Raw genomic sequence first — 16996 nt, 5'->3', positions numbered from 1 at the left:
GCGATAAACGCACCCCGTGGCACCTGGGGGCAGGGCAAAGCGCCGTTTTGGGCTTGCGGCCTTTCGCTCCAGCCGACTGTCCAAAGCTCACCCTTGCAAAAGGGTCGTTGGCTCGAGTATGCACTCTAAAAAAAGAAGGTTTTACCTTTTCTTGAAAGCCAGCACTATATAACAATGTACATTGCGGCTTTTTAAGCTACTATCGACTTTCAAGCATTGTTGAAATACTGTTTTATTAGTCAACTCATTAACTCATATAGGTAGCTATCATGAGCAAAGGCCAAGACAGTAAAAAAGACACAAAAAAGAAACCCCTTTTAACAGCTAAAGAAAAGAAAGCCGCAAAAGCATCGAAGAAAAAAGAGACTAACGTATTGGGGAATTGAACGAGTCTCCCCGTTCAAACACCCCAATACCTTGCCAAGTTCGATAGGCCAGCCGCGTATTATATGTTTAAGACGAGAAGGTCGACCTGGCGTTCTGAAGCTTTAAAAGTGTCATGATTTGTTCAGCATCGACAGGGCGACTTAGCAAATAGCCTTGAGCAAATGGGCACTTCATCTCTTTTAAACACTGTAATTGAGGATCGGTCTCGACACCTTCGGCCGTAATATCGATATTCAAGGCCCGGCCTAACGACAAGATACTTCTAACGATGGCTTCGCTTCGTTGGAAAGTCATCATTCGGGATACGAATGACTGGTCGATTTTGATGGCATCGATTGGGTAGCGGTCGATGTAGCCAAGGGCGCTGTATCCGGTCCCAAAATCATCCAGTGCGATACGCACGCCATGCTCTCGAAGGCTCTCCAACACGCTGGCTATTTTATCGGGCTGGTGGAGAAAAACGGATTCCGTGATTTCGACTTGAAGATCACGGGCATCGATACCGGTCTGCGCGAGGATATCCTTTACCTGGCTGACGTAACCGGCTCGGCTAAGCTCGATACCCGAGACATTCACGTTCAGGTGCAATGTCAGCCCAGGGAACGCGGCCTTCCAGCGCTTGAGTTCAGCACACCCTTCTTGCATGACCCAGCGGCCTAGTTCGTGTATGACCCCGATATCTTCGGCGACAGGGATAAAGCGGTCCGGCGATACCCGGCCAAGCACCGGATGATGCCATCTCACCAATGCTTCGGCGCCGGAAATATCCCCTGAAAGGGTGCTGTAAATAGGCTGATAGACAACGGAGAACTCATTATTCGCTACGGCCTGCTTTAGCGCATTCTGCATTGCCAGCGCTTCGATGGCCGCCTCGCGCATGGATACATCGAACAGGGCCCACCGCCCCCGGCCATGTTTCTTGGCGGCATACATGGCAATGTCAGCATCACGCAGTAGATCCTCTGGCAAGGTATGCGCCACATCCGCGGTGACTATACCGATGCTACAGGAGGTATAAAGGTCGTGCCCATCGATCACGATCGGCAAACTCAGTTGATCGACAATGCGTTGGGCAAGCCTGGTCGCCAGCGACGATGGGGCCTCGCCCACCAGCAGAATGGCAAATTCATCGCCACCGACCCTGGCTAATACGTCCTCTTCTCTAATACATTTTTCGAGCCGCCGTGCGACCTTTTCGAGCAGTATGTCGCCTGTTCGGTGGCCAAGGCTGTCATTGACGAATTTGAACCTATCGACATCCAGAAAAAGTACCGTAGCGTCGGGTGTTTTGGGGTAGTCGTCATTGCTAAAGAGGTCTCCCAGCAGCGTCATCAGGTAAGACCGGTTATACAACGACGTCAAGTCATCGTGGTAAGCGGCGTAGGACAACTCTTCTTCGATGCGCTCGCGCTCTTTTAAACGACTTTCCAAAGCGACCTTTTCTTCCCGGTCGGCAAGCGCCTGTAACGTCAAATGCTCGGATTTCTTGCGCTCGCTGATATCCCGCTGCACGGAAACCCAATGAGTGAACCAGCCTTTCTCGTTGGCTACCGGGACAATGCTCAACTCGACCCAAAAGTGGCTGCCGTCGCGGCGGGTATTGAGAATTTCGACTTCGATGGACTGCCATTTTGAAAGCGCGTTTCGAATGAGATCCAGGGTGTCACGACTGGTCTGCTCGCATTGAAGTATTCTCGGCGTCTGCCCGATCACTTCGGATAACGTATAACCCGTGGTATTCAAAAAAGCCGGGTTGCAATAGACGATCCTGGGGCCAGGCTCGTCGATGGGCTCGGCCTCTGTAATCAGGATCGCATCCTTGGCATTGACCACGACGGACTCTAATAAACGAAGACGTTCCATGAACGTTTTTTGCTGCGAAACAAACGACTCGGCTTGTCGTTGAAGCGTTTGACTAATGAGCGCCGCGTGCGTTTGTAAGGCATAGATTTGTGCATTGCTCAATCGCTTTTGTGGCGAAGAACCGCTTAACAACAGTACCCCTATCGTTTCCCCCTTTTCGTCCTCTACCGCTTGGCCAACGATAAATTCATGCCCGGGGCCACTTAGCTTTCGAAAAAAATCGGGCAGGGATCGAGCTAACGCGTCATCGATGATGAGGGGCTGGCTGTCGGTGAAATTCGATTTCAGCCACTGTTCGGCTTGGCTATTAAACGCCAGTTGGCGCTCGTCTGGGTAGCTTGCCAGAAGGCCCCATTCAGTCTCTACACCGCCTACCAGGAGCCCGGTTGGGCAATCTACTGAGCAGGCTGCCGCCTTGACGAGCAAGCTCAAAGCATTGTGATGAGGTTCATTGCCAACAAAAGCCATGTCGATCGCCTGTAAAGAGCCTTACCAAGGAAAATAAATACAGGAGCTTTGTTCTTTTTATTTTACCGTACAGAAAAGGCGTTAGACGGCGAGTACTTCTACCCGAGCGTGATACCCGTAACGCAGCGCCAATCCCAGCTTAGCTTCAAGTTTGCGTTGATTGCATCAATCCTGATTAATTTTATGCTGATGAAACCGTCTTTGTTGCTAGCCGCATGGGGTCAAGGGTTTAAAAGCCTGTCGGCGCCCTGCCATGATTTTGTCGAGCGCTGCCATTCGGCCCAGATCTGGCGAGTCATTAACGCACCCCCGGTGTTACCGGGGGTGCGATCTGTTTTGTTTAGCTGACCGGGATCATGACGACTTTCTGAAAGGCAGAGCGCTCGGTCAGGGCCTGGTACCAGCGCTCGAGGTGAGTACGTGGGTTCCAGGTGAGGCCGCAGTTCCAGAGGTTGTAGACGAACGGGGCCACGGCGATATCGGCCAGACCGAACTGCTCGCCGGAAAGCCACGTTTGATTTTCCAACGCCTCATCGAGCAGTTGGAAAAGCTCTTCACACGCGGCAGTGCCGGCTTCGAGTTTCTCGAGATCGCGGGCCTCCGGCGGAGTGCGCACGTAGCCCATCAGCATGACGCGATGGTTCGGCGAGAGCCGCGTATTAGCCCAATCCATCCACTTCTCGGCTTGGGCGCGCTTGGCCGGTGACTCAAGCCAGAGCGTGCCTTCACCGTACTGAGCCGCCAGATACCGCATGATGGTATTGGATTCCCACAGCACGCTGTCGGTGGCGTCGTCTTTGAGAACCGGCACAAGGCCGTTGGGGTTCATCGCCTTGTATTGTGGCGTGTCGTTGACACCGTGCTGCAGGCCCGCCTGGATCTGCTCGTAGTCTTGGCCCTGCTCTTCGAGTACCCAGCGTACTTTTTTAACGTTGGTGGAGTTGTCGCGGCCCCATAGCGTAATCATGGCAATCCTTGTCGTTGAGCGATGGTAAGACATGAAGTGTGGCTTGCGTTGAATAGCGTGGCAAGGCTGGCCTTTGCGGGCACCTTACGTTGCACCTCGCAGGATTCGCTACCCCGTTATGGGTTTTCATTGCCTTGATAAAAAGTCATTAGGCTGGAGAAATCGAGCCGGCCGTGGCCCTGGGCTTTATGCAGGGTAAAGAGCGCGCGGGCGGCCGAGCCCATGGGCACGGGAGCAGCGCTTTGCTGGCTGATGTCCATGGCAAGCCCCAGGTCCTTGTTCATCAAATCCACCAAAAAACCACCCTGGTAGCCTTTCGAGGCCGGCGCGTTTTCCATCACCCCCGGGTAGGGGTTATAGACGTTGAGCGCCCAGTTGCCGCCGGAGCTCTGCTTCATGATCTCGGAGAGTACGCCGGGGTCGAGGCCGTTTTTCACGCCCATATTGATCGCCTCGCAGGTGCCGGCCATCAGGATCGCGAGGAGCATATTGTTACACGCCTTGGCCACCTGCCCCGCGCCGTGCTCGCCGGCGTGAAAAATGTTCTTGCCCATGACATCGAGTATGGGCCTGGCCTGGGCGAACTGCTCTGAGCTTGCGCCCACGATAAACGTAAGCGTTGCGGCCTGGGCGCCCCCTACGCCACCGGAAACCGGTGCATCGATAAAATGGATGCCTTTCTCTTCGGCGGCGGCGGCCACATGGCGGGCGGTGCCGGCATCGATGGTGGAGGAATCGATCACCAGCGCTCCGGGTTTGATGACGTCGAAAAGCGGCGCCTGGCCCTCCAGGAACAGCGCGCGAACGTGTTGCCCGGCGGGCAGCATGGAGATTATAACGTCGGCGCTTTGCACGGCCTCCACCGCCGAGGCCGCGACTTCACACCCCTGGGCTTTGGCGGTCTTTAATGCTTGCTCACTGACATCGAAGGCGCGAACATCGAACCCGGCTTTGGCAAGGTTCGCAGCCATCGGGCCTCCCATGTTGCCCAAACCGATAAAGGCGATACTGGTCATCAGGATTGTCCTTGTTGTTGGTTTTATCGATAGCCGCCTTTATTAGCGAAGCGAGGCCAGCGGGCTCTCCTCCCAGGGCGAGGCCAAGAGCTCGTCGATGAAGAACTGTTCCACCGAGGCGGCGTCCGGGTAGGTCCAGGCCGGGTTGGCGTCCTTGTCGACCAGTAGCGCACGTACCCCTTCGGGAAACTCCCGGTGACGGCAGCACTGCACCGACAGCGAAAGCTCCGAGCGAAACACCTCGGCCAACGACATATAGCGGGCGCGCTTGAGCTGCTCGTCGATCAACGTGACCGACACGGGACTGCCGTGGGCCAGGGTTTTCTGGGCACGGCTAAACCAGCTGTCGTCGCTTTCTACCGCCAGAATGGCGGCCACGGTCTGCTCGGTGGTGTCGTGATCCATCAACTCACGGATCAGCGGAATCGAATCGAGTACCGGGGTGGCCATTTCGACGAAACTGGCGGTAGAGGCCTGCTCCAACTCGCGCAGTGAGCGGTTGACCACGCCGAGGGCGTCGATGGTGCCATTTTTTTGCCAGTCGGCAAGCGTGAGCGAACTCATCAGCGCCTCGAACTGATCGGCGGCGATGCAGCGGTCGGCCAGCCCCAGGTGGACGGCGTCCCGGGCGTTCACGGGGCTTCCGGTCATGGCGAGAAAGCGCCCGGTGCCCACGGGCAGGCGGTTCAAAAACCAGCTCGCCCCGACATCCGGGTAAAGGCCGATGGTGACCTCGGGCATGGCGAGTCTCGAGGTCTCGGTCACTACGCGATGGCTGCAGCCGCTCAATAGTCCCATGCCACCGCCCATCACGATACCACTGCCCCAGCAAATGATCGGTTTGGCGTAGGTGTGCAGCTCGAAATCCAGCTGGTACTCATGGGTAAAAAAGCGCTCGGGGAAGTCCGGGTCGTCTTTCTCGCCGGTGATCGATTGATACAGGCTCACTACATCGCCGCCGGCGCAGAAGGCTTTATCCCCGGCGCTGGTGAGCAGCACCGCCACGACCTTCGGATCATCCTGCCAGGTGGCCAGTTGCGGGCGGATCGCCTCGATCATTTCCAGGGTCAACGCATTGAGCGAGCGCTCGGCGTTGAGCACGATTTCAGCCAGGGTGTGGCCGTCTTTGGTGGCGTGCTCGTTAAACAGTACGCTACTCATTGAAGCATCCTTGTTCAGTCAAACGTCATCTTCACTATAGCTCGCCCGCGCCTTCGGCCAACACCCGGCGGGAAATAATCAAGCGCATGATCTCGTTGGAACCTTCCAGAATGCGGTGCACTCGCGTGTCGCGAACGAAGCGTTCCAGCGGGTACTCCTTGATGTAGCCGTTACCGCCGTAGAGCTGTAGCGCCTCGTCGCACACTTTGAAACCCACATCGGTCGCGAAACGCTTGGCCATGGCGCAGTAGGTGGACGCATCCGCGTGGCCGGCGTCCAGCCGGGTAGCGGCCATGCGCACCAGCTGGCGGGCGGCGGTCAGCTCGGTCACCATGTCGGCCACGCGAAACTGCAAGGCCTGAAACTCCGCCAGTCGTTTGCCGAACTGCTTGCGCTCGCGCATGTAGTCACAGGCCATGTTGAGCGCCTGCTGGGCGGTGCCTATCGAGCAGGTGGCAATGTTGATCCGCCCACCGTCCAGGCCCTTCATGGCGATTTTGAACCCCTCGCCTTCGCTGCCCAGCAGGTGGCTTTCGGGTACGCGTACGTCTTCGAAGGTCACCATGCGGGTCGGCTGGCTGTTCCAGCCCATTTTGTCTTCTTTACGCCCGTAGCTGATACCCGCGGTTTTGGCGTCCACGGCAAAGGCGGAAACGCCGGCCGCGCCTTCGCCACCGGTGCGCGCCATGACCACCAAAAAGTCGGTGCTACCGGCGCCGGAGATAAACATCTTGCTGCCGCTGAGCACGTACTCTTCGCCTTCCCGCCTGGCGGTGGTCTTGAGCGAGGCGGCGTCCGACCCGGCTCCCGGCTCGGTCAAACAATACGAGCCGAGCAGTTCGCCAGTGGCAAGCCGTGGCCCCCACTGCTCGACTACGTGAGCCTTGCCGAAATCCGCCAGCATCCAGGTCACCATGTTGTGAATGGTGAGATACGCCGTGGTCGAGGTGCAGCCCATCGAAAGCTGCTCGAAGATGATGCTGGCATCCAGCCTGGAAAGGCCAAGCCCGCCTACGCGTTCCGGGGCGTAAAGGGCGCAAAACCCTAGCTCGCCGGCCTTTCTGATCACTTCCACCGGAAAGAGCGCCTCGGCGTCCCACCGGGCCGCGTTAGGCGCCAGCTCCCTCTGGGCAAAGACCTTTGCCATATCGGCAAAGGCTACCTGGTCGTCACTCAGCTCGAAATCCATGGCGAGTCTCCTGCAAATGCCCCCGCTGTGGCGGCGCGGGCCTTACGTGTTGTCGTTATTGATTAGACGTCCATTGAATTGACGTATACGTTAACTTATCGCTTTGCCTGCCCAAGCGCAACGTTCTCCGCCGCTTCCTGGCACAGGCGATGAGGGCGCAATCGGCTATTTCTTTACGTTAACGTCAACTTGTTTTAGCCTCGATACAAGAGTCGGCTTAAAACACCCTGTCAGAGACACCTTTTATGAGCAGAACCTACTCGATCAGCGAATTGGCTAACGAGTTCGATGTGACCACCCGCAGCATTCGCTTTTACGAAGACCAGGAGCTTTTAAGCCCCACGCGGCGCGGCCAAACGCGTATTTACAGCAGCCAGGACCGGGTGCGGCTCAAGCTGACCCTGCGCGGCAAACGGCTGGGGCTGTCGCTTGCCGAGATTCGTGAACTTTTCGAGCTGTGGGACGAAACCCGCAGCGGAAGCGAAAAGCAGCTCACACTGATGCTGAGCAAAATCCGCGAGCGCCGCGCCGCGCTCGAGCAGCAGATAAAAGATATCACCATGATGCAGCTCGAGCTCGAAAGCGCCGAAAGTCGCTGCCGCCAGGCACTGGAAGAACTCGAACAAAAGCCGGCCGAGAAAAAGCGCCCGGAGCCCTCCTCCTGATATCGGCGGCCAAGGCTCACGGAAAACTCAAAAATAATTCAACAAAACGCAGGTGACCGACCATGCACTCGCTCTATTCGGAACTCGACTTTGGCCTGGATGAGGACATGACCATGCTGCGCCGCGAGGTGAACGCCTTCGCCGCCAGCGAGATTGCCCCCCGAGCTGCGGAAATAGACCAGCAAAACGAATTCCCCAACGATTTATGGAAGAAGTTCGGCGACATGGGCCTTCTGGGCATTACCGTGGGGGAAGAGGACGGCGGTAGCGGCATGGGGTATCTCGCCCACTGCATCGCCATGGAGGAAATCTCTCGGGCCAGCGCCTCCGTTGCGCTCTCTTACGGCGCGCACTCCAATCTCTGCGTCAACCAGATCAAGCGTAACGCCAGCCCCGCCCAAAAAGAGCAATACCTGCCCAAACTGATCAGCGGCGAGCATGTCGGCGCGCTTGCCATGTCCGAGCCCGGCGCCGGCTCGGATGTGGTCTCGATGAAGCTTCGCGCCGAGAAAAAAGGCGATACCTACGTTTTGAATGGCAACAAGATGTGGATCACCAACGGCCCGGACGCGGATGTGCTGGTGGTCTACGCCAAGACCGACCCGGACGCCGGCTCGAAAGGCATCACCACCTTCTTGATCGAGAAAGGCATGCCGGGTTTCTCCACAGCGCAGAAGCTCGACAAGCTGGGTATGCGCGGCTCCAACACCTGCGAGCTGGTGTTTCAGAACTGCGAAGTGCCTGCCGAGAACGTGCTGGGCGACGTCGGCAAGGGCGTGAACGTGTTGATGAGCGGGCTCGATTATGAGCGCACGGTGCTGGCCGCCGGCCCCATCGGCATCATGCAGGCGGCCCTGGACGTGGTCGTGCCCTATATTCACGAGCGCAAGCAGTTCGACCAGGCCATCGGCGAGTTTCAACTGGTGCAGGGCAAGGTGGCGGACATGTACACCACGCTCAACGCCTGCCGGGCGTATCTCTACGCCGTGGCCGGGGCGTGCGATCGCGGCCATACCTCACGCAAGGACGCCGCCGGGGTGATTCTCTACTGCGCCGAAAAGGCCACCCAAGTGGCGCTCGATGCCATTCAACTGCTCGGGGGCAACGGTTATATCAACGAATACCCCACCGGGCGGCTTTTGCGCGACGCCAAGCTCTACGAGATCGGCGCGGGCACCAGTGAAATACGCCGCATGCTGATCGGCCGTGAACTCTTTACCGAGAGCCGCTGAGGAGTGCGCCATGAGTAGCATCGACACCCAGGTCAATACGCGTAGCGAGCTGTTCCAGAGCAACGAAGCGGCGATGCGAGCAGAGGTTTCGAAACTGCGCGAGTTAACCGCCGCTATTGCCGAGGGCGGCGGGCAAAGCGCCCGCGAGCGCCACGAAAGCCGCGGCAAGCTCTTCGTGCGCGACCGCATCGACCATCTCGTCGACGAGGGCGCGCCCTTTCTGGAGTTCTCGGCGCTGGCCGCCTTCGAGGTTTACGAGTCCGAGGTGCCCGCGGCGGGGGTCGTCACCGGCATCGGCCGGGTGAAGGGCGTGGAGTGCGTGATCGTCGCCAACGACGCCACGGTCAAGGGTGGCACCTACTTCCCGCTTACGGTCAAAAAGCACCTGCGCGCCCAGGAGATCGCCCGCAAGCACCGCCTGCCCTGTATCTACCTGGTCGATTCCGGCGGTGCGTTTTTGCCCCGCCAGGACGAGGTCTTCCCGGACCGTGACCACTTCGGGCGCATCTTCTACAACCAGGCCACGCTCTCCGCCGAGGGCATTCCCCAGATCGCCGTGGTCATGGGCTCCTGCACCGCGGGCGGGGCCTACGTGCCGGCGATGGCGGACGAGTCGATCATCGTGCGTGAACAGGGCACGATCTTTCTGGGTGGCCCGCCGCTGGTCAAGGCCGCCACCGGCGAAAGCATCAGCGCCGAAGCCCTGGGCGGTGCCGACGTGCACACGCGCATAAGCGGCGTGGCGGATCATTACGCCGAAAACGACATGCACGCGCTGCAACTGGCGCGCAACTGCATTGCGCGGCTCAACTGGCAAAAGCGCGGTGCGCTTGCCATGAAAGCCCCCGAGCCGCCCAAACTCGACCCGGCGGAGCTTTACGGCATCGTGGGTACGGATTTGAAGAAGCCGTTCGACGTGCGCGAAGTGATTGGGCGCATCGTCGACGGCTCGGATTTCGACGAGTTCAAACGCTACTACGGCGACACCCTGGTCACCGGGTTTGCCCATATCCATGGCCACCCGGTGGGGGTCGTTGCCAACAACGGCGTGCTCTTTTCCGAATCCGCGGTGAAAGGCGCGCACTTCATCGAACTCTGCGCCCAGCGCAAGATTCCGCTGGTGTTTCTGCAAAACATCACCGGTTTCATGGTCGGCTCCAAATACGAGCACGAAGGCATCGCCAAGCACGGCGCCAAGCTCGTCACCGCCGTGGCCTGCGCGAAGGTGCCCAAGTTCACCGTGCTGATCGGCGGAAGCTTCGGCGCCGGCAACTACGGCATGTGCGGGCGGGCGTTCGAGCCGAATCTCTTGTTCATGTGGCCCAACGCGCGCATTTCGGTGATGGGCGGCGAGCAGGCCGCCGGCGTGCTTGCTCAGGTCAAGCGCGAGCAGTTCCAGCGCGACGGGCGCCCGTGGAGCGCGGAGGACGAAGAGGCGTTCAAGGCGCCCACCCGCGCGCAATACGAGCACCAGGGCCACCCGAATTACGCCAGCGCCCGGCTTTGGGACGACGGCGTCATCGACCCGCTGCAAACCCGCGACGTGCTGGGGCTTTCCTTGGCCGCCGCGATGAACGCCGAGATCGAAGAGACGCGCTTTGGCGTGTTCAGGATGTGATGCCATGAGCCATTCGACACTGACGTTCGATCGCCACGTGGCCACCCTTCGCCTTGAGCGACCCGAGGTCCATAACGCCTTCGACGATCACCTGATTTTGGAGCTGACCGACCATCTAAAGGCGCTGATCGCGCCGATCGAGCGAGGCGAGGTTCGCGTGCTGGTGCTGGCCTCCGAGGGCAAGAGCTTCTCCGCCGGCGCCGATCTGAACTGGATGAAGCGCATGGTCGAGTACAGCCGGGAGGATAACCTGGCGGATTCGCGCAGGCTTTCCGAGCTGATGCACCGCCTCGATACCCTACCCTGCCCGACGCTCTGTCGGGTTCAGGGTGCGGCGTTCGGCGGCGCTGTGGGGCTTGCCGCCTGCTGCGATGTGGTCGTGGCCTCGAGTGCCGCCAAATTCTGCCTCTCCGAGGTCAAGATCGGCCTGTCGCCGGCGGTCATCAGCCCTTACGTTCAGCGTGCTATCGGCGCCCGGCAGATGCGCCGCTACGCGTTAACGGCGGAGGTGATCGATGCCCCCACCGCGCTCGCGTTGGGGCTGGCCCATCGGGTCGTCGAGATCGAGGCGCTGGATGAAGCAGTGGCGACGATGACGCAGACGCTATTGGCGGGCTCGCCCCAGGCGCAGCGCGCGACCAAGTCGCTGCTCGAGACGGTCGGCCAAGCGCCGGACAGTGACGCCACCCGGGAGGCCACCTGCCAGGTCATTGCCGAGCTTCGCGTTAGCCGCGAGGGCCAGGAAGGGCTTACGAGCTTTTTCGACAAGCGCCCACCGCCCTGGAAGCCTTTGGATGAACCACAAGAATAAAGCCGCGGAGTCCTTATGAGCGCAACTCTTACCACGTTCGACACGCTACTGGTGGCCAACCGGGGCGAAATCGCCTGCCGGGTGATGCGCACCGCCCGCCGGATGGGATTGAAAACCGTGGCGGTCTACTCCGACGCCGACGCCCACGCCCGCCACGTGCGCGAAGCCGACGAGGCGATTCACATTGGCCCCGCCGCCGCCCGGGAAAGCTACCTAAACATCGAGGCGGTGATCGACGCGGCCAGGCGTAGCGGCGCCGGCGCCGTTCACCCGGGCTACGGGTTTCTCTCCGAGAACAGCGCCTTTGTCGCCGCGCTCGATGAGGCCGGCCTGGTCTTCGTCGGCCCGCCGGCGTCGGCGATCGAGGCGATGGGCGATAAAGCCGCCGCCAAGGCGCGGATGGCCAAAGCCGAGGTGCCGCTGGTGCCGGGCTATCACGGCGATGATCAGGATGACCGCTACCTGCGAGAAGAGGCGGACAAGATCGGCTACCCGGTAATGCTCAAGGCAAGCGCCGGCGGCGGCGGCAAGGGCATGCGCGTAGTGGAAAGCGGCGAGGCGTTTCAGGCTGCGCTCGAGGGCTGCCGGCGCGAATCGAAGGCGTCGTTCGGGGACGCGCGTATGCTGATCGAGAAGTACCTGGTCAAGCCGCGCCACGTGGAAGTGCAGGTATTTTGCGACGCTCAGGGCAATGGCGTATATCTGTTCGAGCGCGACTGCAGCGTGCAGCGCCGCCACCAAAAGGTGCTCGAAGAGGCCCCCGCCCCGGGCATGACCCGCGAGCTTCGCGAGGCGATGGGCAACGCCGCCGTGCGCGCCGCCCAGGAGATCGGCTACGTGGGCGCGGGCACCGTCGAGTTTCTGCTCGATTCAAACGGCGCCTTCTACTTCATGGAGATGAACACCCGGCTGCAGGTCGAACATCCGGTCACCGAAATGATCACCGGCCAGGATCTGGTCGAGTGGCAGCTGCGTATCGCCATGGGTGAGCCGCTACCGTGCGGGCAAAACGAACTCACCATTAGCGGGCACAGTTTCGAGGCACGCCTTTACGCCGAAGACCCGGCCAACGACTTTTTGCCCGCCACCGGCACCCTCACCCGCTTTGCGCTCGATTTGGAAGGTGCGGACCTCAACGCCGCCCAGGTACGATTGGACAGCGGCGTGGAAAGTGGCGATGTGGTCTCGATGCATTACGACCCGATGCTTGCCAAGCTGATCGTTCACGGCCCCCACCGCGAGGCGGCCTTGGCCACACTCAACCGGGCGCTGGCCGCGCTGGACGTTCAAGGCGTGGTGACCAACCGGGCATTCCTGCAACGCCTGGCCAGCCACCCCGCCTTCAAGGCGCAGGAACTCGACACGGGCTTTATCGAACGCCACGGGAATGACCTTTTCGACGAGCAAGCGATCACCGCCGAGACTTTCGCGCGCGGTGCGCTGATCGCCTTGAACACGCTAAACCAGCGCGATGCAGCAACGCGCGACGCGCAAACGCCCTGGGACCGGGCTGACGGTTTTCGCCTGAACGCCCCCCATAAAGTACGTATTGCCCTGGCAACCACCGGCATGGAGGCGGATGCCAGCGTGGTCGAGGCCACCCGCGAACCCAATGCGCCCGAGTGGCAGCTAAGCGTGCAGGGTCAGCGCTTCAAGGCAAGCCTAACCACGCTTTCCGGCGACAGCGTTGCGATCACGCTCAACGGCCACCGGCGCCGCTTTCAGGTACAGCGCGACGGCGACACGCTCGTGATGGTCGACCCACAAGGCGAGACACGCCTGACCTGGCAGCGCCTGGATGCGCTGAATCACGCCGCGCGAGAAGTGGCCGCCACTTTTACCGCGCCTATGCACGGCACGGTGGTGGCGCACCTGGTCGAGCCCGGCAAGCCGGTCGAGAAAGGCATGCCGCTGATGGTGATGGAGGCGATGAAAATGGAGCACACGCTCAGCGCCCCGGCGAATGGCCAGGTCGAGGCGTTTCACTTCGCCCCGGGCGAAAGCGTCGGCCAGGGCGACGTGCTGCTCGACTTCGCGCCGCTGGAAGAAGGAGATTCGCCATGACGCTTCCCGCTCGCGTTCGGCTGGTCGAAATGGCCCCGCGGGACGGGCTTCAAAACGAGCCCGGCGCGCGGGTGCCCACTCACATCAAAATCGCGCTGATCGAGCGCCTGGCCCGCGCCGGGCTTACACACATCGAGGCCGCCAGTTTCGTTTCGCCCAGGTGGGTGCCGCAAATGGGCGATGCGTTGGAGGTGATGCAGGGCATCGCGCGTGCGCCCGGCGTCACCTACTCGGCGCTGACCCCCAATCTCAAGGGGCTAGAGAATGCGCTGAGCGCCGGCGTCAAGGAAGTCGCGGTGTTCGCCGCGGCCTCCGAGACGTTTTCGCAAAAAAACATCAACTGCTCGATTAGCGAGTCGCTCGAACGCTTCGCCCCGGTTCTAACGCGCGCTAAAGCCGAGGGCGTGCGGGTGCGTGGTTACGTCTCCTGCGTACTGGGCTGCCCTTACGAGGGCGCCATCGCCGCGGAGAAAGTCGCCGAAGTTGCCCGCGCGCTTTACGCGATGGGCTGTTTTGAAATATCGCTTGGCGACACTATCGGCGTGGGCACGCCCCTGGCCGCCAAGCGGATGATTCGAACGGTCGCCCGCGAGATGCCCATCGAATACCTGGCCGCGCACTTTCACGACACCTACGGCATGGCGATCGCCAACCTGTACGCGGTGCTGGAGGAAGGTGTGCGTGTGATCGACGCCTCTACCGGGGGCCTTGGTGGCTGCCCCTACGCCAAGGGGGCTTCCGGCAACGTAGCCACCGAAGACGTTCTCTATTTGCTCGAAGGCTTAGGCATCGAAACCGGCATCGATCTGAATGAGGTGATCGACACCGGTGTCTGGATTACCCGAGAACTCGGCCGCCCGCCCGGCTCCAAAGTGGCCCAGGCCCGGAGTAGGGTCAACTAAATCGAGATCACAACAACCAGAGACGGAGAGACTCCATGGCGCTCAACGTACCCCCTCTTCCCAGCTACTCGAGCGGCACCGCCGATAAGCCGCTTTTAGGCATGACCATTGGCGACAAATTCGATCAAATTGCCGCGCAGTATCCGGATAACGATGCGCTGATCGTGCTGCACCAGAACATCCATTGGAGCTACCGAGCGCTTCATGAAGAGGTGACCCGCTGCGCCCGGGCGCTGCTGGCCCTGGGGATACAGCGCGGCGACCGTGTGGGCATTTGGGCGCCTAACTGTGCCCAGTGGACGCTGACCCAGTTCGCCACCGCTAAGATCGGCGCGATTCTGGTCAACATCAACCCGGCCTACCGCACCCAGGAACTCGAGTACGCCTTGAACCAGTCCGGCGCGCGCTTTTTGATCTGCGCGGATAGTTTCAAAAGCGCCGACTACCGCGCCATGCTGTTTGAGCTTGCCCCGGAGCTTGACGAGTGCGCCCCGGGCAAGCTTGCCTCCGCTACGCTGCCCTCGCTCGAGTGCGTCATCAACCTAAGTACCGAGCAGCACGCGGGGATGTGGCGCTGGGTCGATATGCTGGAGCAGGCGGCACAAACCGACCAGGCCGAACTCGAAGCACTTCAGGCAACGCTCTCGTTCGACGACCCGATCAACATTCAGTACACCTCCGGCACTACCGGTTTTCCCAAGGGCGCCACCCTTTCGCACCACAATATCCTCAACAACGGCTTCTTCGTGGCGGAAAGCATGGGCTTTACCAGTGAAGACCGGCTGGTGATTCCGGTGCCGCTTTATCACTGCTTTGGCATGGTGATGGGCAACCTGGGCTGCATGACCCACGGTGCGGCGATGATTTACCCAAGCGAGGCCTTCGAGCCCGGTCAGGTGCTCAAGGCGGTTCACCAGCAGCGCGCCACCGCGCTTTACGGGGTGCCCACCATGTTTCTCGCCGAGCTCGAGCACGAAGACTTCCCCAACACGGATTTCTCCGGGCTGCGCACCGGCATCATGGCGGGCTCTATCTGCCCGGCGGCGGTGATGACCCAGGTGATCGAGAAGATGAACATGAAGGGCGTGCAGATCGCCTACGGGATGACCGAAACGAGCCCGGTCTCGGCGCAGACCGGCGCCAATGACACCATTGAAAAGCGTGTCTCCACCGTGGGGCGCACCCAGCCGCACCTGGAGAGCAAAGTCATCGACCCCGGTAGCGGCGCCGTGCTTGCCCGGGGTGAAATCGGCGAGCTCTGTACCCGCGGCTATAGCGTGATGCTCGAGTACTGGAATAACGAGAAGGCCACTGCGGATGCCCTCGACCGCGCCGGCTGGATGCACACCGGCGATTTGGCCACCATGGACGAGGACGGCTATCTGCAAATCGTCGGGCGTATCAAGGACATGGTGATTCGCGGCGGCGAGAACGTCTACCCGCGCGAGGTCGAGGAGTTTCTTTACACCCACCCGGCGGTGCTGGATGTACAGGTCACCGGCGTGCCGGATGAAAAGTACGGCGAGGAGCTGGTCGCCTAGATTCGCCTCGACCCCCACCAGGATGAGACCACCGGCGAAGAGCTACGCGCGTTTTGTAAGGATAAAATCACCCACTTCAAGATTCCGCGCTACTTCAAGTTCGTCGATGAATTCCCCATGACGGTCACGGGCAAGATTCAGAAATTCAAAATGCGCGAAATCTCGACGTTCGAGCTCGGCCTCGACCGAGCGACGCTCTCTTAAATGCGCCGCGCTCGCTGACCGCCGGCTACGCCTTGCACGTTAAGTGGCGGGCCGGCCCTCATGGAGGTTGCAAGCGTTTCAATAAGATGGGCAAAAAACCGTTTGAAAGTTTGATGAATCGCGCAATTAACGTGGTCGAGCCCCACGCTTGTTGCTAGGCTTGGGGGACTTGGCTTTTATAAAAGGATAACAACGATGCCAACCAACCGCTTGGCAAGCACCCTTCTATGTAGTGTTCTCGGCAGCTCTTTTCCCTTGCTCTGCCTTGCAAGCGAAAGCAGCTACCTGAATACCGACGTACTCCCCAAAGCCTACACCGCCCCGGACAGCGAAATGATGTCGCTGGGCAACGGCGTGGTGCTCGAAGGCAGCAATCTCAACAGCATCGACAGCTACACCTCCGGCTTTCGGCTCACGGCCGGCTTCAGCCCGGGCAACTTACCGCGCGTCGATATCGGCGCGGAAATCGCCTACCGCGAAAGCGAGGAAGTCTTCACGACCTCCAGCGTCGCCCCGCTCGTTCAGGATACCCTGGCACTGGGCGGCGCCCTGGTGGCGGGCCTTCGCATGGGCGCGTTCAGCGTTTACGCGAAATCCGGGCTAACCGAGTGGCGTGGCGAAACCGAGCTCGAAGGCGATGAAAGCGGCACCGCCATGCTGCAAGGCTTTGGCGCCACCATGACCGTCAAACGTCTGGTCAGCCGACTGGAATACGAACGCATCGACGCCCCCACGCTTAGCCATTTGAATCAGCTTAGCGCCTCGATTCATATCCCGTTTTAACGATTGATACTTAGCTTTTGTAAGACATTTCTTACTTTGATGTAAGCCATTGCCGCTACGTAGCTGATAATAATTGTTTTTTTACCGCTCACTCGCTAACCTGGCCTTTCCTATAAGCAACATAC

At 60.1% G+C, this 16996-nt stretch carries 12 protein-coding genes and 1 pseudogene; 8 read left to right on the top strand and 5 right to left on the bottom strand.

Annotation, left to right across the window (positions count from 1 at the left end; genetic code table 11):
• Positions 1 to 453 precede the first annotated feature (453 nt).
• The 5 genes from ACWHVV_RS08715 to ACWHVV_RS08695 all read right to left on the bottom strand — a co-directional run bounded on the left by ACWHVV_RS08715 (position 454) and on the right by ACWHVV_RS08695 (position 7051).
• Complete coding sequence (locus tag ACWHVV_RS08715; RefSeq protein ID WP_447928975.1) at positions 454 to 2718, bottom strand: sensor domain-containing protein; 2265 nt, start codon at positions 2716 to 2718, stop codon at positions 454 to 456.
• Between the two features lie 340 nt (positions 2719 to 3058).
• On the bottom strand, positions 3059 to 3685 hold the full coding sequence (locus ACWHVV_RS08710; RefSeq protein ID WP_447928974.1) for a glutathione S-transferase family protein: 627 nt from the start codon (positions 3683 to 3685) through the stop codon (positions 3059 to 3061).
• A 116-nt stretch (positions 3686 to 3801) separates the two neighbouring features.
• Positions 3802 to 4701: a 3-hydroxyisobutyrate dehydrogenase gene (gene mmsB, locus ACWHVV_RS08705; protein ID WP_447928973.1), complete on the bottom strand. Its 900-nt coding sequence runs from the start codon at positions 4699 to 4701 to the stop codon at positions 3802 to 3804.
• Positions 4702 to 4743: 42 nt separating this feature from the next.
• The gene (locus ACWHVV_RS08700; RefSeq protein WP_447928972.1) at positions 4744 to 5862 is read right to left on the bottom strand and encodes an enoyl-CoA hydratase/isomerase family protein; all 1119 of its coding nucleotides are present in this window, start codon (positions 5860 to 5862) and stop codon (positions 4744 to 4746) included.
• A 34-nt stretch (positions 5863 to 5896) separates the two neighbouring features.
• Positions 5897 to 7051 (bottom strand): acyl-CoA dehydrogenase family protein, encoded by a 1155-nt coding sequence (locus ACWHVV_RS08695; RefSeq protein WP_447928971.1) that lies wholly within the window; start codon positions 7049 to 7051, stop codon positions 5897 to 5899.
• 245 nt (positions 7052 to 7296) lie between these two features.
• Here ACWHVV_RS08695 and ACWHVV_RS08690 point away from each other — a divergent pair, with 245 nt between their 5' ends.
• The 8 genes and pseudogenes from ACWHVV_RS08690 to ACWHVV_RS08655 all read left to right on the top strand — a co-directional run bounded on the left by ACWHVV_RS08690 (position 7297) and on the right by ACWHVV_RS08655 (position 16871).
• Positions 7297 to 7716, top strand: coding sequence for a MerR family transcriptional regulator (locus ACWHVV_RS08690; protein WP_447928970.1), 420 nt, complete (start codon positions 7297 to 7299; stop codon positions 7714 to 7716).
• Between the two features lie 62 nt (positions 7717 to 7778).
• Positions 7779 to 8948: an isovaleryl-CoA dehydrogenase gene (locus ACWHVV_RS08685; RefSeq protein WP_447928969.1), complete on the top strand. Its 1170-nt coding sequence runs from the start codon at positions 7779 to 7781 to the stop codon at positions 8946 to 8948.
• Between the two features lie 10 nt (positions 8949 to 8958).
• The gene (locus ACWHVV_RS08680) at positions 8959 to 10566 is read left to right on the top strand and encodes a carboxyl transferase domain-containing protein (RefSeq protein ID WP_447928968.1); all 1608 of its coding nucleotides are present in this window, start codon (positions 8959 to 8961) and stop codon (positions 10564 to 10566) included.
• Positions 10567 to 10570: 4 nt separating this feature from the next.
• The gene (locus ACWHVV_RS08675) at positions 10571 to 11377 is read left to right on the top strand and encodes an enoyl-CoA hydratase/isomerase family protein (protein ID WP_447928967.1); all 807 of its coding nucleotides are present in this window, start codon (positions 10571 to 10573) and stop codon (positions 11375 to 11377) included.
• A 15-nt stretch (positions 11378 to 11392) separates the two neighbouring features.
• Positions 11393 to 13441: an ATP-binding protein gene (locus ACWHVV_RS08670; protein WP_447928966.1), complete on the top strand. Its 2049-nt coding sequence runs from the start codon at positions 11393 to 11395 to the stop codon at positions 13439 to 13441.
• On the top strand, positions 13438 to 14343 hold the full coding sequence (locus ACWHVV_RS08665) for a hydroxymethylglutaryl-CoA lyase (RefSeq protein WP_447928965.1): 906 nt from the start codon (positions 13438 to 13440) through the stop codon (positions 14341 to 14343). The genes ACWHVV_RS08670 and ACWHVV_RS08665 overlap by 4 nt, the downstream gene beginning before the upstream one ends.
• A gap of 35 nt (positions 14344 to 14378) precedes the next feature.
• Positions 14379 to 16088: pseudogene (locus ACWHVV_RS08660) on the top strand (AMP-binding protein).
• Positions 16089 to 16283: 195 nt separating this feature from the next.
• The gene (locus ACWHVV_RS08655; protein ID WP_447528675.1) at positions 16284 to 16871 is read left to right on the top strand and encodes a hypothetical protein; all 588 of its coding nucleotides are present in this window, start codon (positions 16284 to 16286) and stop codon (positions 16869 to 16871) included.
• Positions 16872 to 16996 lie beyond the last annotated feature (125 nt).

Source organism: Vreelandella sp. EE27, from assembly GCF_968206495.1.
The sequence above is the reverse complement of the archived record's forward strand: the minus strand, read 5'-3'. Positions and strand labels throughout refer to the sequence as shown.

Excerpts from the sequence above, each read along its gene's own strand:
- ACWHVV_RS08715 (WP_447928975.1), bottom strand. The coding sequence starts at position 2,718 with ATGGCTTTTGTTGGCAATGAACCTCATCACAATGCTTTGAGCTTGCTC.
- ACWHVV_RS08710 (WP_447928974.1), bottom strand. The coding sequence starts at position 3,685 with ATGATTACGCTATGGGGCCGCGACAACTCCACCAACGTTAAAAAAGTA.
- mmsB (WP_447928973.1), bottom strand. The coding sequence starts at position 4,701 with ATGACCAGTATCGCCTTTATCGGTTTGGGCAACATGGGAGGCCCGATG.
- ACWHVV_RS08700 (WP_447928972.1), bottom strand. The coding sequence starts at position 5,862 with ATGAGTAGCGTACTGTTTAACGAGCACGCCACCAAAGACGGCCACACC.
- ACWHVV_RS08695 (WP_447928971.1), bottom strand. The coding sequence starts at position 7,051 with ATGGATTTCGAGCTGAGTGACGACCAGGTAGCCTTTGCCGATATGGCA.
- ACWHVV_RS08690 (WP_447928970.1), top strand. The coding sequence starts at position 7,297 with ATGAGCAGAACCTACTCGATCAGCGAATTGGCTAACGAGTTCGATGTG.
- ACWHVV_RS08685 (WP_447928969.1), top strand. The coding sequence starts at position 7,779 with ATGCACTCGCTCTATTCGGAACTCGACTTTGGCCTGGATGAGGACATG.
- ACWHVV_RS08680 (WP_447928968.1), top strand. The coding sequence starts at position 8,959 with ATGAGTAGCATCGACACCCAGGTCAATACGCGTAGCGAGCTGTTCCAG.
- ACWHVV_RS08675 (WP_447928967.1), top strand. The coding sequence starts at position 10,571 with ATGAGCCATTCGACACTGACGTTCGATCGCCACGTGGCCACCCTTCGC.
- ACWHVV_RS08670 (WP_447928966.1), top strand. The coding sequence starts at position 11,393 with ATGAGCGCAACTCTTACCACGTTCGACACGCTACTGGTGGCCAACCGG.
- ACWHVV_RS08665 (WP_447928965.1), top strand. The coding sequence starts at position 13,438 with ATGACGCTTCCCGCTCGCGTTCGGCTGGTCGAAATGGCCCCGCGGGAC.
- ACWHVV_RS08655 (WP_447528675.1), top strand. The coding sequence starts at position 16,284 with ATGCCAACCAACCGCTTGGCAAGCACCCTTCTATGTAGTGTTCTCGGC.